Raw genomic sequence first — 24,213 nt, forward strand, 5'->3', positions numbered from 1 at the left:
GTCAAGGGGTGGTTCACCCAAGGGTGCTTCACCCAGAGGTATGTGAGGTCTGGGTGAAGCACCCCTGTTTAGTAGGCCGGGATGACGAAATTATTGCCGGCATTGTCGATTAGGTCCGTATCATTACCTTCAAAAAACAGCTTGTCTTCAAAAGAGTTATCCAGAGCAGGACTGATCGTGAAAGGGAAGGGATTCTCTCCCCAGGCCAGGCTTGATTCAAGGCCAGTGCAATTTGTCTGGTCCACGGGAGTAGGGATCTCTGAATTGTCTGTACGCTGGGTGCAGAAGGTTGCCGGGATGTTGCTCAATTCCTGTCTGTTGGAATTAATCTTGAGCAGGGAGTAGCCGTTTTGGTAGTCCCCTCGTCCTAACACCTTGGTGACGGCAGGTGATGCGGAGGCGTCGCTGTCAAATTTAGTCACAGTAAAATCGCCGACACCACCAATGGCAGTGCCGGAACTATCCATGGTGACACGGCCTGTGAGGCGGCTGCGGCTTTTAAAAATGATGTCATCACCGGTTCCAAAATTCTCGTCTAAGCCGCTATAGGAAGAACCGTGGGCAAAATTGAGATCGAGGGAACCAATGGTATTCTCACCTTCCTTCACTTCCGCATAGGTGGCAACTCTGACAATACGGATGCGGACCAGACTGCCGCGCGTCTCCGCTTGTTCCGTATTGGCACTTGTTGTGTCGGACATATTGGCGATTCTGACAACACCGCTGTTATCTTTCCCGTAGATTGTTGTCTCCTGACTGTTGGGTACTTCACCCAAGGGTGAATCACCCTTTGTTGTGATGACACAGTCAAAATAACGATTGTCTGCGGTGCCGTTGTCGATTGTTCCATAGAAAGCGATCGGGATTAAATCTCCCGCCGTCAGCGGGGAGGCCCCTGTGCAATCAACATTCTTGTCTTTGGAAAAGACTTCCTCCAGCTTCCCCCTCAAATGACCGAGAAGAACCCGAATCTTGGTGACGACACGGGGGTATTGATTGGGGTCCCCGAAGATATCGGTCAAGACATAAACATTATCTGTGTTGGTATAGGTGGTCCAGTCATCGCTGGTACCGGTGGTCAGGGCGGAAAGTCCCGAAGAAGCACTCCCCGAACTATTGATATTCGGGAGGAGCGCCGAACCTGCAGTTTCGACCCTTAACGCCACTGTTGAGGCATCAATGTTGTTGGCTGTGGTGTTCGTCTCCTCTTCAGAGGTGGGGTTGCTACTGCAGTGCGCCAGTGAAAGCCCCAACACGAGGGTGATGAGTATTCTGCTGGTTTTCATAAATCTCCTCCCTTTCTTGGATTGGTTGTCATAAAGGTTCATGAGTTCCAAAAACGTGTTTGGTTTATGGGGAAGAGAGAGGTAGAAACGATGAAGCTCCGGGAAGCTCTCTTCGATCTCTTTCCAATTTCTCTCTGTGATGAATCCGGTCATTTTCAGCCCTCCTTTATTCACACCCCGATTATAACGACGAGCTTTCCGGCCCACAATCAAAAAATATATTTTTCATGTTCATTTGAACACATTTATTATTATAAATAATTGTAATTATTAGTTATTTTATAAGTAAAATTTAGAATTTACAATACTTAGACTTGTATATGAACACGATAGGGACGGAAGGTACCGGGTACCTTTTGGCCAAAAGGTACCCGGTACCTGGGGTTATGTGCCCAGGGCCGGAGTCGAACCGGCACGCCCCTTTCAGGGCTTGGGATTTTAAGTCCCATGCGTCTTCCTGTTCCGCCACCCGGGCAAAACAACAGGTTCGGGATGCCATTTTCCCTGTGGAAAAGCAAGCCAGAGATGTGTAGACTAGCGCCCCGGTGAGACGACTATTTCTTCCAGGACTGTTTCTCCTCTTTTTGGTCCTTGCCAGCCCGGTGGCCGGGGCGGCGGAGGGGATACCTGTCGCCGCTATCTATGCGATGACCGGCCGCGGGGCCAGCTCCAACCTTCGTCACCTTCAAGGAGTTCAACTGGCGGTCGATCAGATCAATGCCGCCGGAGGGCTTTTGGGTCGACCGATTGAGTTGATCCCGCTGGACAATGAAAGCACCGCAGTCGGGGCCGCCATGGCGGCTAAAGAGGCGGTGAAGAAAAAGGTGGCGGCGATCCTCGGCTCCTCCTGGAGCGCTCACTCTCTGGCAATTGCCCCGATCGCCCAGGCCGCCAAGATTCCGATGATCAGCAATTATTCCAGCAATCCCAAATTGACCTTGATCGGCGATTATATTTTCCGTATGTGTTATATTGATACCTTTCAGGCAGCGGTGATGGCCCGTTTTGCCCGGGAGAATCTGCAGCTTAAAAAAATTTCCATCCTTTACGAAGCGGGGAACGATTACAGCACCGATCTTGCCAATTATTTTGAAAAAGAATTCCGGCGTCGGGGAGGGGAGGTTGTTACCAAGCGGTCCTACCTGAAGGACTCGCTCGATTATGCGGCCGAATTAGGTGAGATCCGGCAGGCCAAAGCGGAGGCGATCTTTCTGCCGGGGTATGAAAAGGAACCGGGTCTGATCATCAACCAGTCCTACAAAATGGGGATGAACCTCCCTGTTCTGGGAACCGATAGCTGGGGGGACAAGGTCCCCAAGTATGTGGGAGGGGCGATCAAAGAGGCGTATGAAGTACAGGCCTGGAACCCCGAAATTCCGGATCCTGAAAACCAGAAGTTTATCAGAGAATATCAAAAAAAGTTTGGGGACAAAGAGGAGATCCTGGCAGGCGTTGCCCTGGCCTATGATGCCACGCTGTTGCTGGCGGATGCCATCCGGCGGGCCCATTCGCTGAGTCCAAGACTGATCCGCGATGCCTTGGCGCGTACCGAGAATTTTGTCGGCATTTCCGGCCGTATCCGGTTTGACAAAAACCGGAATCCCATCAAACCGGCCGTCATCAATCGGTACTTGAACAGTGACCAGTACCATTATTATATGACGATCAACCCATGAAATCTTTGGTCAAGGAAATCAATGCCGCCATCGCCCTCACCCTTTTGGTGGTGGCCCTCCTTTTTGTGGCTATTTTTTTTCCGTACCAGAAGAGGGAAAAGGATCGTTTTCTCAAGGAGCGTCTCTTTTTCCTTCAGACCTTTGTGAAGAGCGAGGAAAGGACGCTCGTTGATCCGATCTTTGAGAATAACCCGGGGGTCTTGAGGCAGCACTTGAGCCGGCTTGCCAAGACGGAAGGAATAGAATCGATCGCCGTCTTTGACGCCGCCGGCCAACTCCTGGCAGACCACCCGGAGGACCCTCAGGGGCACAATCTGGGGCCGGAACAGAGGGAAGAGGTTGTTAAAAAAGAGGGGGGCTCCTTCCAGATTGCCTCCTGGAATGGGGAACAAGCGATGATTTACCGGGCCCCCTTTCAGGTGGTGCAAGAGACCATCGGGTATATTCAGGTTGTCTATTCGCTCAGAGATGTGGCCCGTATCCAAAAGGCATCGCTCCTTTTCTTTTTTCTTTTTCTGACCACCTTGGTGGGAACGTCAACATTCCTCCTCAATTTGATGATGTCCAATTTAGTGACGCGGCCGATTAGGCGACTCGTGAAGGCTACGGAAGCGGTGGAGGGGGGGAAGCTGGATGTACGGGCCAAGAGGGCCAGGAATGACGAGATCGGGCAATTGAACGAATCGTTCAATAAGATGATCGCCCGTTTGCAGGGGAGTTTTGAGGAGATTGAGAAACAAAACATCGAACTGAAAGAACTGGATCGGCTGAAAGACGAATTTCTGGCGAATGTCTCCCATGAGATCCGGACCCCTCTGCATGCGATTATCGGCTTCTCGGAGGGGATGTTAGAGGAGATCCGGGAATCGGAACAGAAGAAATACCTCCAGACCATCTTGGACAATGGCCGGTCGCTTTCAGCCCTTGTGGAGAGGCTTCTTGATTTCTCCGAGATCCGGGCCCAGCAGATGGGGTTGGGGCGGGAGTTTTTCCCGATACAGAGGGTGACGGACAATGTCCTGCTGATGGCCCAGCGGTTGATCGGTGAAAAACCGATTCATTTGGTGGATCAAATCCCCAAGGAACTTTCTCCTGTCTATGCCGATCCCCTTCGGGTCCAGCAGATCTTTCTCAATCTTCTGGAAAATGCGGTCAAATTTACGGAAGGTGGAGAAATTACGCTCATGGCCGGGGAAAGACCGGAGGCGATCCAATTTGCGGTAAAAGACACCGGGATTGGGATCCCGCAGGAAACGATGAAGTATATTTTTGAGGAATTCCGTCAGGGGGACGGTTCCACCAAGCGGAAATATGGAGGGACCGGCCTCGGCCTTTCCATTGTGAAAAAACTGGTTCGTCTTCATGGCGGAGAAATTTGGGTCGAGAGCATTGAGGGGAAGGGAAGCACCTTTTCCTTTACACTGCCAAAGGCGTAAAGTAGGGTGCGGCGTTTTGGCGCGGTAGCAAAGTGGTAATGCATCGGTCTGCAAAACCGATATACGGCGGTTCGATTCCGCCCCGCGCCTCATTATAGGGGCTCGCGTCGCCCCCTCCACGGGCAGAGCCCGATGGAGCCTCCCCCTCAACGCCGCTCTGCGGCTGTTTCTTCTTACTCGTTCTCCCCGGTTATGGAGTAACCTTTTTCGTTGACGTCGATTTCAATCGTCCCCATCTGGTCGGTTCGATAAGCCGGGATCCCCCTTTCTTCCAATCTTTTTAAAACAGCCGGGTGTGGATGGCCGTAGTCGTTTTCTTTCCCGACCGAAATAATGACCGCCTCCGGCTTGAGCGTCTTCAGGAAATTTTCATGAGTACTGGTCTGACTTCCGTGGTGGCCCAGATGGAGCAGGTCGATGTCGCCAACCAGTTCCCCTAACCTGGTTTCCAGGTCGGTCGTCTCTGTGATTCCCGAGGGTCCGCCTCCGGTGAGATCCCCTGTCGTCAGATAGCGAAAATTGCCGAACTCAATCAACAGGACGGCAGAGCGACCGTTTTCATCCTCTTGGGGGAGGGTTAAGGAAAGGCCGTCTTCGTATTTTCCATTAATCAGGGGGGTCGAGATCGTCATTTCACCCAAAGGCCATTGCTGACCCGGAGGAATCTCCCGTCTCCACGGTCCGGTGAGTGAGCGATAACCGGCGTAAAACGCCTTATCCTCGGCGGAATTATTTCCCCGATCCCAAATGCCATCCGTTGGAACCCAGTCGTCATCCGTTCCGAGGGTCCCATCCCGGCCGGGTAACAGGTCGAAGAGCCCGCCAATATGGTCCCCGTCGTAATGGGAGACAAAAAGGAGGTCGATTTTTCCGATCCCGGCCTCCTCCAGATACGGGATAATCCTGTTTTTGCCGGAGCCCAACGGGCCGGCATCGATCAAGACCGTTTTTCCTGAAAGAGAAATGAGGAGTGTGGCATCCCCCTGGCCAACATCGAGGGCAACGATCCTCAGAATGGCATCGGTTTTTCCGCTGTTGTCTCCAGTTTCGGAGGAACCAGAGGTTCTTTCCTGGGGAAGATCCGGGAGGGGGGAACAGGAGGAGAGCAGGACAAAAAGCAGAAAAAGTTTCTTCATGATCGTGAAAGAGATGCAAATAACGTGCCTTTAACGAACGGATGATAACAAGGTGGTTTGTGGCGACGCGAGCCCCTAGAGAACAGTTCGAAAATCGAACCCACGGTTCGAAAAACGAACTCTTTCAAATCATCAGGAGGGGATCCCCTTCCAGTACCGGGAGTCCATTCCGCTCCGGCCGCGGAATGTCTCCCTGCGGTCTCGGCCCCATATTTTGTGGGCCATAGGGTGATGGGGCCTGTGACAGCTACTTTCAGGGAATCCCCTCCTGATGATTTGGCACTTTATTTGCAGAAGACAAGAAACATGAAGCAGAATCTCTTATTGGTTGTTTTTATTTTTTTCACCTCGAACCTCTTGGCCGTTGACCGATCGGGGGGTCCGGATAACGAGCCAACCGTTCAGGAGGTTCAGGAGGCGGCCCTCCGGTATACCGGTTCCAATCCGATGGAGTTGGAATCCTTGAAAAAAAAGGCAAGATGGTCTGCGGCAATGCCGAGGTTGCAGTTCGGCTACGCCAGGGAACTCAAAGATGTCATCAGTCTGTCCTCGAAAGACAGTGTGCAGGTCAGTGGCGGCAATGTCTTTATTGGCCCCGATGAGAATGATCTTTCGAAGAATTTTAACAGCGGGACCAGTGTGGATGTCCGCGCCGTCTGGTATCTGAACGAACTTGTTTTTAACAAGGACCTGTTGGATGTCGGGGTGGAACAGAGGAATTGGAACCGAGAGAGAAGCCGCATTGCGAGCGAGGTCGCAGAGCTCTACTATGCCCGCCGGAGGGTTCAGGAAGAAACTGTCAATAATGTCCACGGCCGGTGGCTGAAAATTGCTGAATTGACGGCCCAGCTCGATGCCCTGACAGGGGGGTGGTTTAGTCAGCATCTGGGAAGGGCCCAACCATGAGGCGATGGCTGTTTTTGGTCTTCCTTTGGGTGAATCACCTTGTTTACGGCTGTGGGACCCCGGACATGACCCTCCGTTCACTTTCTTCGGACCAGCCGTATGTTTTGCAGGCAACCCCGATGCAGGAAGAGATCCCGCCGGATACCCTTTTTCATCTTTCCTTTTCACGCCCCCTGGATCTGGCGAGCATTGATGAGAAGGCGGTTTTGGTTGTTGAAGGGCAGTTCTCGTTTGAGCCGTACAAGAGTATGTCCAAGATGATCCAGGAGATTGAGGAGGGGAAGATTGCCTCTCATCCGGTCTTGAGACAGCTCTCTGAAGAGAAATCAAAACTGGCGATTCAACCCAGGATCCCGCTCCAACCGGGGGCATGGTATTCCCTGGTGGTGACTTCCAGACTCATGACGGAGGATCAGTTTTCTTTTAATCAAACCCCGGCCGATTCAGCCACCCCGTTTGTCAAGTATTACTATGTCCTGGAAGAGGGGGCCTCCCCGAAAGGCTCTGGGGGAAAGGCCCCGGCGGGAAACCTCACCGGTTCCTCCTCGACCTCATCAAAATCCTCCCCCGACCGTCCCCCCCCTCAAGTCACACTGAACGAAATCTATTATGATGCCGTCGGGAGCGATACCGATGGGGTCTTGTTTGTGGAGTTGAAGGGGAAGGAAGGGGAAGATCTCTCCGACCTTCAGGTTCTTTTTGTGAATGGGGATGATGGCAAGATTAGTGACAGTTTTGTCCTGCCGAGCGGGTCGGTTATCAAAGAAGGGGGTCTTTTTGTGATTGCCGACAGTTCTACCGGGAGTTCTACTTCCAGCCGCGTGACGACTTATGACTTTCTGGATAATTTTGATCCCCAGAACGGTCCCGATGCGGTTCAGCTCGTTTTTAATGGAGAGATCCTGGATGCCTTGGCCTATGGTCCCGTGACAGTCACAACGGCTGAAAACGGCCTGTCCCTCGTTGAAGGGAGTCCAGCCGTTCCGGTCCCTTCCGGCCACAGCCTTTCCAGGACTGAGGGGGCGGCCGATACGAATGACAATTCGGTCGATTTTGTGGAAAATACGATCCCTTCTCCGGGTACCAGTGCTGTGACGAGAAAGTAGAATATGAAGTTGACTAAAGAACACAGACTTTTAGTCCTTAAAAAAAATCCCGATAGCGGTCCCCACCAGAAAAAGGATCGAAACAACCCCATTCGCGGTAAAGAAAGCGGCATTCACACGGGAGAGGTTGTCCGGTTTGACGAGCCGGTGTTGGTAGAAAAGGAAAAAACCGATCAGAAGATTTGCCCCGTAATAAGTCCAGCCCATCCCTGTCAGCAGGCCAAAAAAGATCAGAAGCAGGAAGGTCAGAAGGTGCAAGAGGCTTGAAAGATGAAGCGCGTTGGAAAGGCCAAGCCGGACCACCAGGGAATGAAGCCCCGATTTTTTGTCGAACTCGTAGTCCTGGGTGGCATAGATGATGTCGAAGCTAGCGACCCAAAAAAGGACGGCGATCCCTAAAACAACCGGCTTCCAGGACCACTCTCCCGTAACGGCGAGCCAGGAGCCGACAGGGGAGATCCCCAAACCGAGGCCCAGGAAAAAATGGGAGAGAGAGGTAAAACGCTTTGTGATGGAATAAAAGAGGATGATGGTGAGGGCGACAGGGGAGAGGAAAAAACAGAGCCGGTTGATGAAAAATGTGACGGCCGCAAAGAAGAGAGAAGAGACAACAAAAAAAGCAAAGACCTGTTTCTTGGAAAGGATTTTTTGGGGGATTTCCCTCATTTGAGTGCGCGGGTTTTGGGCGTCAATGTCGGAATCAACGAGGCGGTTGAAGGCCATCGCTGAGGATCGGGCCAGGATCATGGCGACGACGATCAAGAAAAAAGTGCGGAGCGGTGGGAACCCATGAGCCGCTACGAGCATCGAGGAGAGGGCGAACGGGAGGGCAAATAGGGAGTGGGAAAATTTAATGAGGGAAAAGTAGTTTTTTAATTTTAAAATCATGACCCGTAACGGGGGCGGAGATTATTTTCAACCCCCATATGGTCTAAGACTCTGGCAACGACGGTATCAACCGCCTCTTCGAGGGTTTTAGGCTTGCTGTAGAAGGAGGGGATTGCCGGGATGATAATCGCCCCGGCCAGGGCCAGGAGACGGATGTTTTCAATATGGATCAGGCTCCAAGGGGTTTCCCTCGGGACTAAAATTATTTTTCGGTGTTCCTTAAAAAAAACATCAGCTGTTCTGGAGAGCAGATCATCCGAAAAACCGTGGGCGATTCGGCCGATCATCCCCATGCTGGAGGGGATAACGACCAGTTGGTCATATTTTGCGGAGCCGCTGGCAAACGGGGCGGTAAAGTCGCGCGGGCCAAAGATAGGACGGTCATAACGGTTGTAACTGATCCCCAATTCCTCCTCAGCGATCTTGTGGGCATTTTCGGAGATGACCAGTGAGACTTCATGCGAGGTGGTGGCGAGACCTTCAAGCAGACGCTTCGGGTAGATTGCCCCGCTCGCGCCACTGATGCCGACGACAATCTTCACGAAGCCCTCTCTGCCGTAATCAGTGTGGAGACGCCGCCGCTTTGAAGGGTGATATCGACCTTGATGAACCCTTGAGTGTGCAACAATCCCCGATACTCAGTGGAGGTGTAGAACTCCTTGACGGAATCATGGAGGTATTTGTAGGCGTTTTTATGCCGTGAAACGAGTCGGCCTATGATCGGGATCAGGGTGTGACCATAGGTGGCATGAAAGAGACGGCTGACCCATCGGTCCGGCCTGAAAAATTCGAGGATGACGAGCCTCCCACCCGGTTTGATCACACGGTAAAGTTCGGCCAACGCCTTTGGATTATCGTCGATGTTTCTCATCCCGTAGGCGCACATCGCCCCATCGAAGCTTCGATCCTTGAAAGGGAGGGCGAGACCATCCCCACAAAACGGGCGGATCTGATTCTGACAACGAAAGGGGATCCGTTTTTTCCCCTCATTGAGCATTTCTTCGGAAAAATCGACGGCATCGATCTGAACCGTGTCATTCTTTCTGCAGAGTTCGAGCGACATTGAAAGGGTCCCGGCACAGAGGTCCAGCACGCGGGCAAATTGCGGTGAGGTCAGAGGACTGACCGCCTGACGGCGCCACTGTCGATCGACCGAAAATGAAAGAAGACTGTTCAAGAGGTCATATTTCGGGGCGATGCGGCTGAAGAGTTCTCTCACTTCGGTGGACATTTTATTTGATCCCCAATTTTGTCCAGAGGGCATCGATCTTTGTTTTGACCTCCGGACTCATCTGGATGACGTCAGGCCATTCACGGCATCCCGGCTCGTCTTTCCATTTTCGGGTCCCGTCGATCCCTATTTTGGAACCGACTCCAAATGTGGGAGAGGCATGGTCGAGCGCATCGGTCGCCCCCTCGGAAAATAGAAAATCTCTTTTGGGGTCTAGATTGGCGGTAAGGTGCCAGGTGACCTCCTTCAAATTTTGGACATTGACATCGTGATCGACAACAACAACGCATTTGGTGAACATCAATTGTCCGGTTCCCCAAAGGGAATGCATGATCTTTCGGGCATGGCCGGGGTACCCCTTCTTGATCGAAACAATTGCCAGATTATGAAAGGCCCCTTCAATCGGGAGGTGCATATCAACAATCTCCGGAAAGGTTGTTCGTAGAAGCGGGAGAAAAATCCGTTCGGTCGCCTTGCCGAGATAGGCATCCTCCATCGGCGGCGGACCGACGATGGTCGAGGGGAAGATAGCCTCCTTGCGGTGGGTGATCGCCGTCACATGAAAGAGTGGGTAGTTATCGGTGAGTGAGTAGTAACCGGTATGGTCGCCAAACGGTCCCTCCTTCACCGGAGACTCTGTTGGGTCAACAAATCCTTCGATGACAAAATCGGCATCGGCCGGGACCTCAAGGTCGATCGTTTTACATTTGACCATCTCGAACCCTTTTTTCCTCAAAAAACCGGCAAAAAGAATCTCGTCCATCATGTCCGGCAGTGGGGCACTTCCGGCATAGGTCAGGACCGGGTCCCCTCCGAGAAATACCGCCACATCAATCTTCTTTTTGATCTCTTTGTATTTGTCGAAATGTCGGGAGCCGACCTTGTGGATCTGCCAGTGCATGGCGGTTGTTTTTTCGTCAAAGATCTGAATCCGGTAGAGGCCGACGTTACGGATCCCTGTTTCCGGGTCTTTGGTGATCACATTCCCAAGGGTGATATATGGCCCACCATCCCCGGGCCAACACTTGGGGATCGGCAATCGGTAAAGATTGGGCGGGTCGATCACCACCTCCTGACAGGGGTGATTCACCCCAGCCCCGCGCGAAACAGATTTTGGGGTGAAAGAGGCGAGTTTCACCAGTTCCGGGAGCATTTTTAGTTTCTCCATGAAACCAGAAGGGGGTTTTGTCTTTAAAAGTTCTTCAATTTGTTTCGCGATCTCTTCCACGGACTCCACCCCCAGGGCCCAGGCCATCCGTTGTTCGCTTCCGTACATATTCATCAGGACCGGAAATTCCGATTTTTTATCCTTCCCATCCGGGCCGCGGTGGATCACATTTTCAAAGAGGAGGGCAGGGCCACCCTTTTTGACGACACGGTCGGCGACCTCCGTTAATTCCAGTTCCGCCCTCAGAGGCTCACGGATTCGTAAAAGTTCGTTCTTGGACTCTAAAAATTGAACGAAATCCTTTAGTGAGTGGTACATAAAGTTTTCCCGTTGATCATCATGAAGGAGACTTTTTCTGTCTCGAACAATGCCTTGAATGGATCGGTTGACCGGAGCGGCAGACCGATAATATCTGCCTTCTTCCCCGGTTCAAGGCTCCCTGACTCTTTTTCTCGGAGTAGCGCCTTTGCCCCGTTGAGGGTTGCCATTTTCAGGATCTCGTCATCCGGCATCTTTGTCTTCTCCCGAAGCAGTTTCATTTCCCAGAGCATCGATAACTTTTCGTTGGAGGCGAGGCTGTCGGTGCCGAGGGCCACCGTCACCCCGGCCTCCTTCAACTCCTCCAGCGGAAAACGCCGGTGGCCGAAGTATCGGTGACTCCCGGGACAGTGGATAACAGAGCTTTCTCCCTTCTGCAAGAGACGTATTTCCTCAGGTGTCAGGGTGTTCCCATGCACAATCAAAAGATTTTTGGTCAGCCGGTGGTGGGCCGCCAGCCACTGGATCGGTGACGTCCGGGGAAATAGAAGACTCCCATCCCGTTCAGTCACCAGCTCCGCAAGCGGCCCCGATCGGTTTCTAAAAAATTGGTCTTCTTCTTCAGATTCCAGCAGGTGGATCGAAACCAATCCTTCCGCTGTCTCCAAAATCTTTTCGGTGGCGTGGGGATGAACGGAATAAAAAGAATGGGGTGTCAGGTAGATCTCCCCCTCCTGACCGATCAGGCTCTCAATCTTCCAGTTCATCGCCTTGGCGAAACCGGCCCGAGCCCTCTCCTCCGTCGGGCCGATCACTTCAACGAAGGTGACTGTCCGGAAGGCAATGGCATGGAGACAATCGGGCGGAAGGTCCGAGCTCAGATGAAGCGCCGCCGTGGTGACACCGCTTTCCAACAAAGCCTGCGCCGATTTTTTGGCTCGAGCGGTTAATTCATTTTGTGAGCTTTTCCCTTGCAGGGTGATCATTGTTCGAACCCACTGTGTAAAACTCTTCCCCCCCTCACCCTTACCCTCTCCCGCCAGGGGAGAGGGGATATTTTGGAGTAAATTATCCCCTCCCTTGATGGGAGGGGATGAAGGGGAGGGTGACAGTTGAAAAAATTCAAGATGGGCATGGGCGTTGATCAATCCGGGAAGAAGGATCGTTTCGGGAAGTTCCACAACCTTTTCTTCCGGACGCCGGATAATTTCTTGCGCCCCTCCCACTTCTTCGATAATATCCCCACGCACCCGGATCGCCCCGTTTTTGATCGGTGGGACGTTGACCGGCAAGATCCAGGGGGCCTTAAGGAGCATGAGGACTTCATGACAAAAAGGGATAAAAAAGGCAAGGTGGCGGTTATCGGTGGTGGTGCTTGGGGGACCGCTTTGGCGCAACACTTCGCCCGAAAGGGTTATCCGGTAAATCTGTGGGCGCTTGAAGGAGAAGTCATCCACTCCATTAATCGCCGTCATCGGAACGATTTTCTGCCGGGGGTCCGATTGCACCCCGGTTTAAAGGCAACCGGCTCTTTAAAGGAGGCCTGTCACGGAAGCGGTCTTGTCATCTTTGCCAACCCGGCCCAATACTTGAGAAGCGTTTTGAAAGAGGCAAGCTCTTTTCTTGCTTCTTCCATGGTCCTTGTCAGTGTTTCGAAAGGGATCGAAACCACCAGCGGCAAGTTGTTGGCCGAAATTTACGAGGAATTATTACCTCCTTCCATTTATCGAAAAGTCGCCTTCCTCTCGGGCCCCAGTTTTGCAAGGGAAGTAGGGCTGGGTCAGCCGACGGCAGTGACCGTTGCCGCCCTGAACCGTTCCGTGGCCAAGAGTGTCCAAAGGTATTTTGCGGCCCCTCTCTTTCGGGTTTACACCTCAGCAGATATTATCGGCGTGGAATTGGGAGGGGCTTTAAAAAATGTGATCGCGATCGCCGCCGGTATTGCGGATGGGCTTGGGTTTGGTTTTAGCACCCGGGCCGGGATGATGACCCGCGCCCTTCATGAAATGACCCGTTTGGGGATTCGGATGGGGGCTTCACCGCTCACCTTTATGGGACTCTCCGGATTGGGGGACCTGATCCTGACCTGTACCGGGGATCTTTCCAGGAACAGAAAGGTGGGGATGGAACTGGCTCGAGGGAAGAAGATCAGCTCTATCCTGAAATCAATGAAATCAGTCGCCGAAGGGGTGCCCACGGCAAAGGCAGTTCATCAATTATCCCGTCGTTACAAGGTGGAGATGCCGATTTGCGAACAGGTCTATCAGATTCTCTATAAGGGAAAGTCCCCCCGTCAGGCGGTGCACGATCTGGCGGCACGACAACTCAAGAGGGAGACGGATGGGTTCTAAAAGAATCAGAGCCGATGAGGCGCTGGCGCTCTTTGATCTTCCACTTGAAGACTTGAAAAGGCTTGCCCAGGAACGCCGGGTTCAAATCTTACCGGCGGACCAGGCGACTTACCTCATCATGCGGATTGTGAGCTATACCAACGTCTGTGTGGCCGACTGTTCCTACTGCGCCTTTTATCGCCGACCGGGAGATCCGGAGGCCTATGTCCTGACCGAACGGGAGATTTTCAAAAAGATTGATGAACTGCTGGCCTGCGGCGGGAGTCTGGTGGCGATGGAAGGGGGGTTCAACCCTGACTTAAAGATTGATCATTACGAAAAATTATTTCAGGCGGTTCGCCGAAGGTACGGTGCTTCGATCGAGATCTATGGCCCCACTTCGGTGGAGATCCTCTATATCGCCAATCATTCCCAGATTTCTGTCGAAGAGGCATTGTCCCGCCTGTGGGATTCCGGACTGCGCTGGATCCCGGGGGGAGGGGCAGAGATCCTGACGCCGGGATGGCGAAAAAAACTCTCCCCGAGGAAATACAGCATTGAGCAATACTTTCGTGTCATGGAGCTGGCGCGGAAAAAGGGGTTCGGGACAACGGCGACGATGGTGATCGGTTTTGGGGAAGATAACAAGGCCCGTCTGGAGCACCTGGCCCGCCTGCGGGAGTTTCAGGACAAAGACGGCAATTTCGCAAGTTTCCTCTGTTGGACCTACCAGCCGGACAACACGGTTCTCGCCGGAGGGAGGGTTTCCAACGAGGAATACTTGAAGACCATCGCCATCTCTCGGCTCTTTTTGGATAACATCCCCCATATCCGTGCCTCATTGCTGACCGAAGGAGAGGCAGGGGTTAAGGCGCTCCTTTGCGGGGCGGATGATTTTGATATCCCGCTCGAAGATCAGGTGACTGAGAAGGCCGGGGTCAATCTGGAGACAAACATCCCTCGCGTGCTGGGATGGCTTGAAAGTTTGGGCTTGCAACCGGTCCGCCGCCAGCCCTGGTCTTTGCCACAACGACTTGGATTAACCGGTTAGCAGTCTGGAAATTTCTGGAGGGAGGCGATGAAGGGAGTCTGAAATCGCCGATTTCCATCCCTTCCCGCGGCCCAGGGCTTCTTTGTAAACTCTCTGAAGCTCTTCGGGGCGCTCTTCCGCGCAGGTTGTAATCAACTGGGAGGCTTGCGCCCTATCCTTCAGGCGTTTTGTGTTTTCAGAGGCCGGCCGCCGGGCCGCAACAATCAGTTTATGAATGGCGTAGCGGGCCGGGTCCGGCACGGTGACAGGGATTCCTCCTCGAGGCCCCATCAGGACTGCCACCGTGGGGCCTTTGATGAGAAAATCCAGAAAATGGAGGGGCTGGGCGCCGATGAAAGGAAGGTTGGGGAAAGAGACGCGCTTGCCGGGTCGGCCCCTGAGGGGAGTCAGAAAGTCGATCCTTAGGCCACCTGGACCAACAAACGAAGAGGGGAGCGTTTTGTGCGACAACTCCGGCACCGAATAAAAATTCCGGCCCTGGATGGCGATGAATCCCTCGGGCTGAACGATCTCAATGGGCGAATCTTCGGATCGTGTCGACCGATCATGGACCACGTCGATATCGAGCGTCTTTAACGATTCTTTGTCGAAAAAATGACCCAGCATTCCCGAATACGCGGCGAACGCGTGTGATCCGACAAGAACCCCCCGGTTAAAAACCAGATTCCACTGGGAAAGTTTCTCGATCAAGGATGATGTCAGAGAATCCAGAACGGGAAATCCGGCTTTCCGGAAAATGGTGATTTTTTTCCTTTCCTGAAAGATCAATTGGCGGATCTGATTTTTCCTCTCCTTTTGATTTTTCCGGATAGCGGTGATTTCTTTATCACTCTTCGCGGTGATAGGACCGATGTAGTCCTGAACCGCCTGCCCTTTGAGGGTGTGCTGTTGATACCAATATTCCTTCCCTTTGACTTTTTTTCGGGTGACCGTTCCCTCAACACGCAAATCTCTTTCGAGGGCTGTTCTTTTAAGAACGATCTCCTGAAATTCCTGAAAAAGATTCCTGACGGCCAGATCGACAGATTCCATCAGTTATACGTTATAAACCGGTTTTTAGCCTGAATCAACGTATAACTTTTTTCTAGACGATAAAATGGGGTTCCCAGCCCTTGGCGGCAAGGCCCAATTCCGCGGCATAGCGATGAAAGAGGACGATCCCTTTCTTTTCCGCCTCTCCTAACTCATAGGAAAGGTTTTCAGTAAAATATTCCTTGAGAAAGGCGGTCGAAAACTCCCGTGTGATCGGAATGATCGTTTCGAGGTTTTTGAGGGAGCGGTCACGGCAGTTTTTTAATTTTCGAATGATGGAGGCGTCGACAGTTGAAGAACGGCTGATCCAGCCGGCAAAGACGAAAGGGAGTCTGGTCCAGGAGGTCCATTCAAGCCCCAGATCGATAGAATATGGGGAATTCTCCTTCAACGCCTTGTCGCCAATCACCAACTGGGCCTCCTCATCTCCTCCGGGGATCGGTCCGGTCATTGAGATTTCGTCCAGTCGCCGTCCATATTTTTTGACCAAGAGGACTTTTAAAAGGAGGAGTGAGCTCACCGATTCAATTCCAGTATAAATAGACTTTATATTATATATAGTTATACTACTTTTATTAAAGCTTAATTTTACGCTCCTGATAGCCCCTTTGGTCCCGAGTCCAATCCCGTCAATTATCTTCCATTCGGGGTGATCGAAGAGGCAGGCGATCGGGGCGAGGGCGATGTCCAATTCGTCGATCTTCAGGAGTCTCACCAGGGCGGCCGGCACCTCCAGACGGGGTTCCTCCTCCAGGGAGGCGATCAGCGGCAGGGCGTTCAGGTAGGGGACGGAGCCGATATTCATAAAAGAGGCCCCACCGCTACAACAGGCGGCTTTTTTCAGCAACTTATTTTTGACGTCAACCGACAAGCCCTGTATCATGCTAGTTTCCGGTCCTCCCACACTCCTGTCAGAGATTATAGCCACCTATGAGGCAGTCTCATCGGCCCTCAGCCCCTATGATTCTGGTGAAAGAATTCCTGAGGATTTGGTCCTGGTCCATTCCGGGGTCGAGCATCTAGTAACCACGGCCGTTGCTGAATCGGCACTCATTTTCCAGGGGAGGGCCCGCTCTTATTGGCTGATGTTGATTAATGAGGAGTGGAGTGGTGCCAATGTTGTGGCGGCACTGAGGGATTACCAGCGGCTTATATTTCCGGATGGGGGGAATTCCCCTCCAACCATTTTTGACCTTTTTGAGAGGGAACTCGATCGCCACCCGGCGTTAGCGAACAGGTTGAGGACAGAATTGTCCGGGATCCAGCGTTCCTTGGAGGCCTACCTGGAACGGGTCAGGGCAGGTGCCTTGGCGGCGGGGGGTGTTGGGGGAATGGAAAGAGGGGAGACAACAGGCCGAACGGTTGACGGGGCCGCCTTTTGCTACTCGTTACCTGACGAACTGACCGATTCGGATATTGCCGCCCTTGTTGGCGGGTTGCCGGAACGGGAGCAAGGGGCGCTTCTCGACCGCCTCAGCCAGATTGTTGCCTTGGGAGTTGGGAATTCTCGGTTGCAGGTAAGTGCCACTAATCTTATGGCCATTGTGATGGCCTCAGGTCCCGGAGAAAGACAAGCGAGTGCCGATCATCTCTATGCCTTGTTGACTACCGGGTTACCGGAAATGGGGGGCTTGATCGTTGAGGTAGCCCTTCAAGGGAGCTCCAATCCGCCGGGGACCTTCAAGGCGCTCTACCGATTTGTAGCCGTTGTTCGAACTTCTGGCGTGACGCTTCATGAAAAACGGCTCCTCGAGATTCTCCAACGAATACCACCTGACCGGAGGGCCGTGGAGTTGACAAGGCTCAGTGATCGGATTCCCAAGAAGGGGGGGCCTGGGCGGGGAGGGACCCCGCAGGCTGGTTTCCCGTCTGCCTCTTCCGGCGCTACCTCCCCGACCGGTGGTTCTGTCTCTCGGACCGGCGCCGCCTCTTCCATCGGTCCCTCGGAACTTGCCTTGCCCCCTCCTGATCCAACCCGAGTGCTTCTCATTGACGCGGAACGAGCTCAACCTGTTTTGGTGGACCGCATGACGGACGACCGTCCAGTTTCGGGAAGGGAGATTCACCCTCGGGTGAATCCCCCTGGGAGGGCTGTTTCCTTCCGGTTTTTGCCATAACTCCTTGACAGATTGTTTTGGCCTCCTTTAATATCTGCTGCAAATTGGAGGTTCCTATGTCCGATCTCACACCCAAGCAATATTTTGAGGAAAAAATAAGCCCTGCCATCAAGGCCAAAGGGGAAAAGCTGGCCGGAATCAATTCCATTTATGAATTTCAGATTACGGGGGATAACGGAGGCACCTGGACCATCGACCTGACCACACCGGGAGGGCAGGTCTCCAGTGGTTCTTCGGGCAAGGCCAATTGCACCGTGACGATGTCTGACGAGAATTTTATTTCACTCGTTACCGGCAAGCTGAACCCGCAGATGGCCTTCATGACCGGCAAGCTGAAGGTCGCCGGTAACATGGGGCTTGCCCTTAAATTGCAGACCATTCTTGGGTGAAGCACCCTGACTTGAGACATTCTTCATCTTCCCGGACCCTCGCTGGAATCAAGATCCTCGACCTTTCACGTCTCTTGCCGGGGCGATTTGCAGTCAAACTCCTTTCAGATCTTGGCGCCTCGGTCGATCAGGTCCGCGGCCCCGGGTTTGAGGCTGATTTTAAAGGACCCGGGCGAATCGCCCTCCAATCTTTTTTTTCCTTTGTTCGTTACCGGAAGAGTTACGAATTTAATTTGAAAGAGGAGAAGGATCGAAGACGATTTTGCCAGCTGGTTCAAAAAACAGATCTCCTGATCGAAAACTTCCGGCCGGGGGTGATGGATCGTCTGGGGGTTGGTTACAAGGTTCTCTCCAAAAAAAACCGGGGCCTCATTCTTTGTTCAATCACCGGTTACGGTCAAAAGGGAGAAAATTCCCAAAGGCCGGGGCATGACCTGAACTATCTGGCCGCCTCCGGTCTTTTGGACCTTTTTCGAGATAGCCGCGGAAAACCGATTATCCCTCAGATCCAGATCGCCGATTTGGTGGGGGGAGGTCTTTATGCGGTGATTGAAATCCTTGCGGCCCTTCGGCAACGGCAGAAGAATGGAAAAGGTTGCCATCTGGATATATCCATGACCAGGAGTTTGGAGGATCTGGTCTCTCCCTACAGGCGGTCTCCCAAAAAGGCCCTTTCCCTTCTGACCGGGAAACTGGCCCGATACAATATTTATCAGACAAGGGGGGGGGGAGAGATAGCGCTCGGTTGTCTCGAACCAAAGTTTTGGAAGAGGTGGTGCGAAAAGATCGGGCATCCGGAATGGGCTTCTGCCGCGGAGAGGTTTGACTTTATCGGGACAAAGCGGTACCGCGCACTACAGAGGATGATCCGTTCACGGACTAAGGCCCAGTGGCTTCGAATTTTTAGGGGGAATGATGTTTGTGTCTCTCCGGTGGTTACTTTATGAAACTGGCGCTCGCCCAAATCAATACCACCATTGCCGATTTTGAGGGGAATGCCCGAAAGATCCTTGAGTTTGCCGAGCGGGCCGCAAGACAGGGGGTGGATCTCGTTGCCTTTCCTGAACTGACCCTGACCGGTTACCCGCCGCGCGATCTGGTCGAACTCCCCGGATTTTTAAAAAGATGCCGGGAGACCCTGGAGAAAATTGCCAAAGAGGCTGCTCCTTCCATCGGACTGATTATTGGGTACGCCGCAGAAAACAAAAAGAGCGGCGGGAAGCGGGCTTTTAATGCTGCCGCCCTGATTGCAAATAAAAAAATTCAGCAGACCTATCACAAATCTCTCCTCCCGACTTACGATGTCTTTGATGAAGGGCGAACCTTTGAGGCGGGTGAGGGGGGAACGGTCGTGGTCTTTAAAGGGAAAAAAATCGGGATCTCGATCTGTGAGGATATCTGGAACGACAAACTCTTTTGGTCCGAACGCCTCTACAAAAGAGACCCGATTGAGGAGCAGGTTTCGGGAGGGGCGGAACTCCTTATTAACATCTCGGCCTCACCGTACGCCATGGGGAAAGAGAGACTCCGCCATGAAATGCTCCAGGCGATGGCTCTGAAACATGGCGTGCCGATCGCCTATGTCAATCTGGTGGGGGCCAATGATGAACTTGTCTTTGACGGGATGAGTTTGGGTCTGGACAGCGGGGGCAAGGTTGTCGCCGTCGGAAAACCGTTCGAAGAAGATCTGGTGATTTGGGATCTGGAGAAAAAAGGAGAAGAGAAAAAAATCCCCTACGAAGGGGATGAACTGGCGACGGCGGCTCAGGCGTTAGTGGTTGGTGTTCGAGACTATGTTGCCAAATGTGGTTTTAAGGAGGTTGTCCTTGGGCTTTCCGGGGGGATCGATTCTTCCCTTGTGGCGGTGATTGCGACAGAGGCGCTAGGGCCAAAAAATGTGCATGGTGTTTTTATGCCATCGGAATTCAGCAGTCGTGACAGTGCAGAAGATGCGGAGGGCTTGGCCAAAAATTTAGGGGTTAGTTTTGAAACAATTCCGATCACCTCTGTTTTTGAAGGTTACAAAAAGAGTTTGCCGGAGGCGAAGGGGGTTGCCCTGGAAAATATCCAGGCCCGGATCCGTGGGCATATCCTGATGGCGCTTTCCAACCAGCGCGGGTCTTTGGTCCTTTCGACCGGTAATAAATCAGAACTGGCGGTCGGTTACTGCACCCTCTATGGGGATATGAGCGGAGGGCTCTCCGTCATCGCCGACCTTCCCAAGGGGCTTGTCTATGAGATGGCCCGTCATTTTAACGGAAAGAGAAAAATTATTCCGGAAAGGGTCTTTACCAAGGCCCCGACGGCGGAACTCCGACCGAACCAGAAAGATCAGGACACACTGCCGCCTTATGAGATCCTGGACAGGGTTCTCAAGGCCTTCATCGAGGATGGGAAATCGAAGGAGGAGATTATCGCACTTGGTCTGGAAGAAAAGGTGGTGACTGGTCTCCTGCGACGGATCAATGCCAACGAATACAAGCGTCGTCAAGCAGCCCCCGGTCTGAAGATTACGACCAAGGCGTTCGGGATGGGGCGGAGATTTCCGATTGCCCGAAAGATTTAATGTCCGGGACACTCTACATTGTCGCAACACCGATCGGGAATCTGGAAGATATCACCTTTCGTGCCGTCCGTATCCTGAAGGAAGTGGATCTGGTCGCCTGTGAGGACACACGGCATACGGTCAAACTGCTCAACCATTTGCAGATCAAAAAACAGCTTTGGAGTTATTTTGAACACAACGAGATGACGAGGATCCCGCAGATTTTGGGCGAGATAGAAAAGGGAAAATCTGTCGCCCTGGTTTCGGATGCCGGGACGCCGGGGATTTCCGACCCCGGGTTTCCCCTCATCCGTGAGGCGGTGGCGAGAGGGATCCGGATCGTTTCGATCCCCGGCCCTTCGGCGGTGATCGCCTCCCTTTCCGCCTCAGGATTGCCGACGGACAGTTTTCTTTTTGTCGGTTTTTTGCCGCAAAAGGCGGGGCGGCGGAAAACTCTGCTCGAATCTTTGAAGGACGAGGAGGCGACCCTTGTTTTTTACGAATCTCCCTACCGGATTGTCAAAACACTGGAGGAGGCCTTGAGCATTTTCAGCGAGAGGCCGGCCTGTTTGGCCCGCGAGCTTTCCAAGATCCATGAAGAGTTTGTCCGTGGGACAGTTCGGGAACTCTGCAGTGCCGTCCGTGAGGACCCTCCCAAGGGGGAGATGGTTCTTTTAATCGCCGGAAAGAGATAGAAATTTTCAAGAAAGTCCCTGTGGGACGATCAATCAGGAAGGGTTCGATTTTCGTACCACGGTTCGATTTTCGAACCCTGTTTTGGCCTATAACCCTATTTTATCGTATTACAGCCTGGCACGCGGATTGTACGTATCTTGGTTGGAAACCATGAAAGACCGTCATTCCATCCGTTTAGAAGGGTACGATTATTCGAGGATTGGGGCGTATTTTGTGACGGTGTGTGCCTGGCGGCGGGAATGGTTGTTTCAAACGGATGCGGTACAAACGATTGTTCAGAAGACATGGGATCAATTACCGGACAGGTTTCTCAATATTAAATTGGATGAATTTGTCATTATGCCGAACCATATACACGGTATTTTATGGATTCATTCTGCCGTAGGGGCGCAATTTATTGCGCCCATCAAGGATGATAACACCACCAATAAGGGCGTGATTGTTACAAAGGGCGTGATAAATCACGCCCCTACGTTAGGAATGGTTGTCAGGTATTTCAAGGCGAGGTCCTGTTATCGAATTCACCGATTGGACCCATCGGTTGCCGTCTGGCAACGTAATTATTATGAACATATCATCCGGGATGAACCGGAATTAAACCGTATCCGCCAATATGTTCGAGATAATCCAAAAAATTGGAATCAGGATCCGGAAAACGTAGGGGCGCAATTTATTGCGCCCATCAGGGATGGTACCAAGATGGCGCCCACAGATGAATTTTATAGCAACATTGACAAATGGGAACCGATAAACTAACCAGTTGCGGGCGTGCCTGCCGGCAGTTTGGCAGGAGGGGGAGCCGATGGATCCTTCGACTTAGCTCAGGATGTCCTGGTTTTTGGGACATGGTGAGCCGGTCGAACCATGAAAGGAGAGACAATGTCCCCTAGGCCTTTACGTCTCTGTACCATCTCCCTGCTACTTCTTGCCTTCCTCATCAGCTGTTCCTCCGGTGATTCCGAATTCCAATCTCCCGCTCCGCAGGCATTGATAGATTTGGGGATTCCGTTGACTGTCTACGCCGTAACAACGATTGAACCGGACAAACATTGGGATTTTGAGTTTGATCCCCAAGAAAACCTCTATAAAGGGAGGATCCTAGTTCCAACCGGATCGACTTTTGATATTACGGTAGTTTATGAGGGGGATATTTCTTCGACCCAACGTGTGGAGTTGGAGCATTTGGTGCGGAAGAATATAACAGCAGTCGGAGAAGAGATGACGGTAGCGTACGTGGGGGAAGAGTCCAACTGGGAGGCGGTTTACGAGGGGACTCCCGGTTTGGATCTGGATGGGGATGGTTTTGGGAATCTGGCGGAGTATGTTTACAAGAGTGATCTTTATTCCAAGAATTCGATCCCCCAAGGGGGGCCTTCGGCCAGTGCCACGCGCAAAGATCTTTTAACAAACAATAGCGTTTCTCTGCCCAAGCCCGGTTCTTCCTTTCTGGAATCGCTGACCGGAACAGAGGAGATTGTTGTAGAGGCGTTGAGTATTATTCCAATTCAGGAGATGTCCGTGATCTTCCCGACCTATGGAGTTCAGGTATTAACCCCTGCTGCGGATATTCTCAAGACCAAAAAAATGACTGTCTTGGTGGAGACGGACCGTTTTGTCGTGGGGAACGATGTTGGAACAATCACGCTCAAGGTCCGTATCAAAGACAAGTACGGTCTTGTCAAAGAGACCCCGTTGACTTTTTCCGCTTTTAATAAAGAAGATACCAAAGGCCCCAGTCGTGTCCGGTTGGATTTGAAGAAGGATCAGGAGATCAACGGCCCGACCTCCTTTATTTGGGAACTGGATGACCCTTCCGGTCTGGAAGCGGTTTCAGTAAGACTTAACGGTAATGGGGTAGAGCGTTTGCTGGGAGTAGCCGATCAGGATTCTTCGGTGACCCGGCTCTTGGCCAATCTTTCCTTCCCGGTCAATATTCCGGATGGGTCCTACGAAGTGATCTTTTCAGCCAGAGATTCTTCACTCAAACATAATGCTTATGAGGAGAGAGTTCCGATAAAATTCAGGAGAACCAGTTCGCAGGTTCCTGTTATCTCCAATGTTCGTTCGTTTGGAGGGGAATCGTTTGCCTGGTGACTTTACGATCGCCTGGGACGGATCTGATCCGGACGGCAATGAGGATATTGCGGGGTATGACGTAGTCATTGCGCCCGCCGGAGGCGGGTCCGCCTCTGGCGGAAACGGATCTCCTGTCATCACCTGTTCGAACCTGACGGAAAACCGTTTGGTGGGGGGTGGGGATTACCGTTCCGTCTGTCAACTCAAGCGGACCGCTTATGGGGAGATGGTTTACCCGCTTACCTTGGGGGCCAAGTCTGATTACCGGATGGAGGTCAAGGCGGTCGATTACCAGGGGTTGTCCTCTTCTCCGGTGGTAGGGACAGGGACTATTTTGGACAACAATCTTGTGAGCTGGTGGCGGTTTGAGGAGGGATCAGGTTCCGGGGCAAGGGACAGCACCGGTCTCAACACCGGGTTGTTGTCCGGGCCGCAATGGGTCAACGGGGTGAAGGGCCAGGGGCTTTTGTTTAACGGCGTGAGTGATTATGTGGCGTTATCGAGCAACGGTTTTCCGACCGGTGCTTCTCCCCGATCTATTTTCCTCTGGTTCCGGTGGGATGATGTTATTGCCGGTGGAGTTTGCAACAACTATCGGAATCCCTTTTGGTACGGTTCCGAGGTGAATGATGGGATGAACAGGATTGACCTGAGCGGTTGTTCGACACCGACGGTGCGTCTGGTTGGTATCAACAACGATACAACCCCTGTGACGACCGGAATGACACAGGGTGTTTGGAACCAGTTGGGTTACACCTACGATGGGAAGATGGTCAGGATTTATTGGAACGGGGTGCTGATTTCTGAGGAGGAGAAGGGTTGGAATACCGTTCCAGGGATGGCGGAGATCGGTCGGAGGGTTGGGGCCAATTCTTTCAAGGGGGCG

The 24,213-nt window shown here is 52.5% G+C and carries 23 protein-coding genes and 2 tRNA genes; 15 read left to right on the forward strand and 10 right to left on the reverse strand.

The genetic code is table 11. The annotated features are described in order from the left end of the window. Positions 1-68: 68 nt before the first annotated feature. Both HYS22_01365 and HYS22_01370 read right to left on the reverse strand, forming a co-directional pair. Positions 69-1,439 (reverse strand): hypothetical protein, encoded by a 1,371-nt coding sequence (locus tag HYS22_01365; GenBank protein MBI1908808.1) that lies wholly within the window; start codon positions 1,437-1,439, stop codon positions 69-71. 236 nt (positions 1,440-1,675) lie between these two features. Continuing rightward, positions 1,676-1,761 (reverse strand) — tRNA-Leu (locus HYS22_01370). Positions 1,762-1,831: 70 nt separating this feature from the next. Between HYS22_01370 and HYS22_01375 the strand changes: the two genes are divergently transcribed. The 3 genes from HYS22_01375 to HYS22_01385 all read left to right on the forward strand — a co-directional run bounded on the left by HYS22_01375 (position 1,832) and on the right by HYS22_01385 (position 4,488). Further along, positions 1,832-2,962: an ABC transporter substrate-binding protein gene (locus HYS22_01375; GenBank protein MBI1908809.1), complete on the forward strand. Its 1,131-nt coding sequence runs from the start codon at positions 1,832-1,834 to the stop codon at positions 2,960-2,962. Further along, positions 2,959-4,398, forward strand: a complete 1,440-nt coding sequence (locus HYS22_01380) for a HAMP domain-containing protein (GenBank protein ID MBI1908810.1) — start codon at positions 2,959-2,961, stop codon at positions 4,396-4,398. The genes HYS22_01375 and HYS22_01380 overlap by 4 nt, the downstream gene beginning before the upstream one ends. A gap of 18 nt (positions 4,399-4,416) precedes the next feature. Next, positions 4,417-4,488, forward strand: a tRNA-Cys gene (locus HYS22_01385). Between the two features lie 83 nt (positions 4,489-4,571). On the opposite strand, the gene HYS22_01390 is transcribed toward HYS22_01385, so the two are convergent. Beyond that, positions 4,572-5,534 (reverse strand): MBL fold metallo-hydrolase, encoded by a 963-nt coding sequence (locus tag HYS22_01390; protein MBI1908811.1) that lies wholly within the window; start codon positions 5,532-5,534, stop codon positions 4,572-4,574. A 306-nt stretch (positions 5,535-5,840) separates the two neighbouring features. On the opposite strand from HYS22_01390, the gene HYS22_01395 reads away from it, so the two are divergent. Further along, complete coding sequence (locus HYS22_01395) at positions 5,841-6,440, forward strand: hypothetical protein (GenBank protein ID MBI1908812.1); 600 nt, start codon at positions 5,841-5,843, stop codon at positions 6,438-6,440. Then, positions 6,437-7,546, forward strand: a complete 1,110-nt coding sequence (locus HYS22_01400; GenBank protein MBI1908813.1) for a hypothetical protein — start codon at positions 6,437-6,439, stop codon at positions 7,544-7,546. The genes HYS22_01395 and HYS22_01400 overlap by 4 nt, the downstream gene beginning before the upstream one ends. Positions 7,547-7,576: 30 nt before the next feature. On the opposite strand, the gene HYS22_01405 is transcribed toward HYS22_01400, so the two are convergent. From HYS22_01405 to HYS22_01425, 5 genes are read right to left on the reverse strand one after another with little or no spacing between them, the layout of a single operon-like run. Beyond that, complete coding sequence (locus HYS22_01405) at positions 7,577-8,434, reverse strand: UbiA family prenyltransferase (GenBank protein ID MBI1908814.1); 858 nt, start codon at positions 8,432-8,434, stop codon at positions 7,577-7,579. Beyond that, positions 8,431-8,976: a UbiX family flavin prenyltransferase gene (locus tag HYS22_01410; protein ID MBI1908815.1), complete on the reverse strand. Its 546-nt coding sequence runs from the start codon at positions 8,974-8,976 to the stop codon at positions 8,431-8,433. Before HYS22_01410 ends, HYS22_01405 begins: the two co-directional genes overlap by 4 nt. Continuing rightward, positions 8,973-9,665: a ubiquinone/menaquinone biosynthesis methyltransferase gene (locus HYS22_01415; GenBank protein MBI1908816.1), complete on the reverse strand. Its 693-nt coding sequence runs from the start codon at positions 9,663-9,665 to the stop codon at positions 8,973-8,975. Before HYS22_01415 ends, HYS22_01410 begins: the two co-directional genes overlap by 4 nt. Position 9,666: 1 nt before the next feature. Further along, positions 9,667-11,151, reverse strand: coding sequence for a menaquinone biosynthesis decarboxylase (locus HYS22_01420; GenBank protein MBI1908817.1), 1,485 nt, complete (start codon positions 11,149-11,151; stop codon positions 9,667-9,669). After that, positions 11,136-12,407: an amidohydrolase family protein gene (locus tag HYS22_01425; GenBank protein ID MBI1908818.1), complete on the reverse strand. Its 1,272-nt coding sequence runs from the start codon at positions 12,405-12,407 to the stop codon at positions 11,136-11,138. The genes HYS22_01420 and HYS22_01425 overlap by 16 nt, the downstream gene beginning before the upstream one ends. Positions 12,408-12,416: 9 nt before the next feature. Between HYS22_01425 and HYS22_01430 the strand changes: the two genes are divergently transcribed. Together HYS22_01430 and HYS22_01435 are read left to right on the forward strand one after the other, a co-directional pair. Further along, positions 12,417-13,442, forward strand: a complete 1,026-nt coding sequence (locus HYS22_01430; protein ID MBI1908819.1) for an NAD(P)-dependent glycerol-3-phosphate dehydrogenase — start codon at positions 12,417-12,419, stop codon at positions 13,440-13,442. After that, the gene (locus HYS22_01435; GenBank protein ID MBI1908820.1) at positions 13,432-14,472 is read left to right on the forward strand and encodes a radical SAM protein; all 1,041 of its coding nucleotides are present in this window, start codon (positions 13,432-13,434) and stop codon (positions 14,470-14,472) included. The genes HYS22_01430 and HYS22_01435 overlap by 11 nt, the downstream gene beginning before the upstream one ends. Here the strand turns inward: HYS22_01435 and HYS22_01440 are convergent. After that, positions 14,461-15,504, reverse strand: coding sequence for a hypothetical protein (locus HYS22_01440; GenBank protein MBI1908821.1), 1,044 nt, complete (start codon positions 15,502-15,504; stop codon positions 14,461-14,463). The genes HYS22_01435 and HYS22_01440 overlap by 12 nt on opposite strands. 52 nt (positions 15,505-15,556) lie before the next feature. Continuing rightward, positions 15,557-16,387 carry a hypothetical protein gene (locus tag HYS22_01445; protein MBI1908822.1) on the reverse strand — a complete coding sequence of 277 codons (831 nt, stop codon included), beginning with the start codon at positions 16,385-16,387 and terminating at the stop codon, positions 15,557-15,559. Here HYS22_01445 and HYS22_01450 point away from each other — a divergent pair. The 8 genes from HYS22_01450 to HYS22_01485 form a co-directional block, all read left to right on the forward strand. Beyond that, positions 16,386-17,621, forward strand: coding sequence for a hypothetical protein (locus HYS22_01450; GenBank protein ID MBI1908823.1), 1,236 nt, complete (start codon positions 16,386-16,388; stop codon positions 17,619-17,621). The two genes, HYS22_01445 and HYS22_01450, sit on opposite strands and share 2 nt — an antisense overlap. A 56-nt stretch (positions 17,622-17,677) precedes the next feature. Next, a complete protein-coding gene (locus tag HYS22_01455; protein ID MBI1908824.1) occupies positions 17,678-18,010 on the forward strand; it encodes an SCP2 sterol-binding domain-containing protein in 333 nt (110 codons plus the stop codon). A gap of 11 nt (positions 18,011-18,021) precedes the next feature. Next, positions 18,022-18,957: a CoA transferase gene (locus tag HYS22_01460; protein MBI1908825.1), complete on the forward strand. Its 936-nt coding sequence runs from the start codon at positions 18,022-18,024 to the stop codon at positions 18,955-18,957. Further along, positions 18,954-20,576, forward strand: a complete 1,623-nt coding sequence (locus HYS22_01465; protein ID MBI1908826.1) for an NAD+ synthase — start codon at positions 18,954-18,956, stop codon at positions 20,574-20,576. The genes HYS22_01460 and HYS22_01465 overlap by 4 nt, the downstream gene beginning before the upstream one ends. Then, on the forward strand, positions 20,576-21,250 hold the full coding sequence (gene rsmI, locus HYS22_01470; protein MBI1908827.1) for a 16S rRNA (cytidine(1402)-2'-O)-methyltransferase: 675 nt from the start codon (positions 20,576-20,578) through the stop codon (positions 21,248-21,250). Before HYS22_01465 ends, rsmI begins: the two co-directional genes overlap by 1 nt. A gap of 151 nt (positions 21,251-21,401) precedes the next feature. Further along, entirely contained in the window at positions 21,402-22,007 is a 606-nt protein-coding gene (locus tag HYS22_01475) for a transposase (GenBank protein ID MBI1908828.1), read from the forward strand. A gap of 123 nt (positions 22,008-22,130) precedes the next feature. Next, positions 22,131-23,345 carry a hypothetical protein gene (locus HYS22_01480; protein MBI1908829.1) on the forward strand — a complete coding sequence of 405 codons (1,215 nt, stop codon included), beginning with the start codon at positions 22,131-22,133 and terminating at the stop codon, positions 23,343-23,345. Then, a partial coding sequence (locus HYS22_01485) for a hypothetical protein (protein MBI1908830.1) occupies positions 23,335-24,213 on the forward strand: 879 nt, incomplete at its 3' end. The genes HYS22_01480 and HYS22_01485, both read left to right, overlap by 11 nt.

The sequence above is a fragment of the Deltaproteobacteria bacterium genome (assembly GCA_016177765.1).
Lineage (GTDB): Bacteria > UBA10199 > UBA10199 > JACPAL01 > JACOUP01 > JACOUP01.

What these genes read in the sequence shown, in the direction of transcription:
- HYS22_01365 (MBI1908808.1), bottom strand. Translation starts at nt 1,439, where the DNA reads ATGACCGGATTCATCACAGAGAGAAATTGGAAAGAGATCGAAGAGAGC.
- HYS22_01380 (MBI1908810.1), top strand. Translation starts at nt 2,959, where the DNA reads ATGAAATCTTTGGTCAAGGAAATCAATGCCGCCATCGCCCTCACCCTT.
- HYS22_01390 (MBI1908811.1), bottom strand. Translation starts at nt 5,534, where the DNA reads ATGAAGAAACTTTTTCTGCTTTTTGTCCTGCTCTCCTCCTGTTCCCCC.
- HYS22_01395 (MBI1908812.1), top strand. Translation starts at nt 5,841, where the DNA reads ATGAAGCAGAATCTCTTATTGGTTGTTTTTATTTTTTTCACCTCGAAC.
- HYS22_01400 (MBI1908813.1), top strand. Translation starts at nt 6,437, where the DNA reads ATGAGGCGATGGCTGTTTTTGGTCTTCCTTTGGGTGAATCACCTTGTT.
- HYS22_01405 (MBI1908814.1), bottom strand. Translation starts at nt 8,434, where the DNA reads ATGATTTTAAAATTAAAAAACTACTTTTCCCTCATTAAATTTTCCCAC.
- HYS22_01415 (MBI1908816.1), bottom strand. Translation starts at nt 9,665, where the DNA reads ATGTCCACCGAAGTGAGAGAACTCTTCAGCCGCATCGCCCCGAAATAT.
- HYS22_01420 (MBI1908817.1), bottom strand. Translation starts at nt 11,151, where the DNA reads ATGTACCACTCACTAAAGGATTTCGTTCAATTTTTAGAGTCCAAGAAC.
- HYS22_01425 (MBI1908818.1), bottom strand. Translation starts at nt 12,407, where the DNA reads ATGCTCCTTAAGGCCCCCTGGATCTTGCCGGTCAACGTCCCACCGATC.
- HYS22_01430 (MBI1908819.1), top strand. Translation starts at nt 12,417, where the DNA reads ATGACAAAAAGGGATAAAAAAGGCAAGGTGGCGGTTATCGGTGGTGGT.
- HYS22_01435 (MBI1908820.1), top strand. Translation starts at nt 13,432, where the DNA reads ATGGGTTCTAAAAGAATCAGAGCCGATGAGGCGCTGGCGCTCTTTGAT.
- HYS22_01440 (MBI1908821.1), bottom strand. Translation starts at nt 15,504, where the DNA reads ATGGAATCTGTCGATCTGGCCGTCAGGAATCTTTTTCAGGAATTTCAG.
- HYS22_01450 (MBI1908823.1), top strand. Translation starts at nt 16,386, where the DNA reads ATGCTAGTTTCCGGTCCTCCCACACTCCTGTCAGAGATTATAGCCACC.
- HYS22_01445 (MBI1908822.1), bottom strand. Translation starts at nt 16,387, where the DNA reads ATGATACAGGGCTTGTCGGTTGACGTCAAAAATAAGTTGCTGAAAAAA.
- HYS22_01455 (MBI1908824.1), top strand. Translation starts at nt 17,678, where the DNA reads ATGTCCGATCTCACACCCAAGCAATATTTTGAGGAAAAAATAAGCCCT.
- HYS22_01465 (MBI1908826.1), top strand. Translation starts at nt 18,954, where the DNA reads ATGAAACTGGCGCTCGCCCAAATCAATACCACCATTGCCGATTTTGAG.
- rsmI (MBI1908827.1), top strand. Translation starts at nt 20,576, where the DNA reads ATGTCCGGGACACTCTACATTGTCGCAACACCGATCGGGAATCTGGAA.
- HYS22_01475 (MBI1908828.1), top strand. Translation starts at nt 21,402, where the DNA reads ATGAAAGACCGTCATTCCATCCGTTTAGAAGGGTACGATTATTCGAGG.
- HYS22_01480 (MBI1908829.1), top strand. Translation starts at nt 22,131, where the DNA reads ATGTCCCCTAGGCCTTTACGTCTCTGTACCATCTCCCTGCTACTTCTT.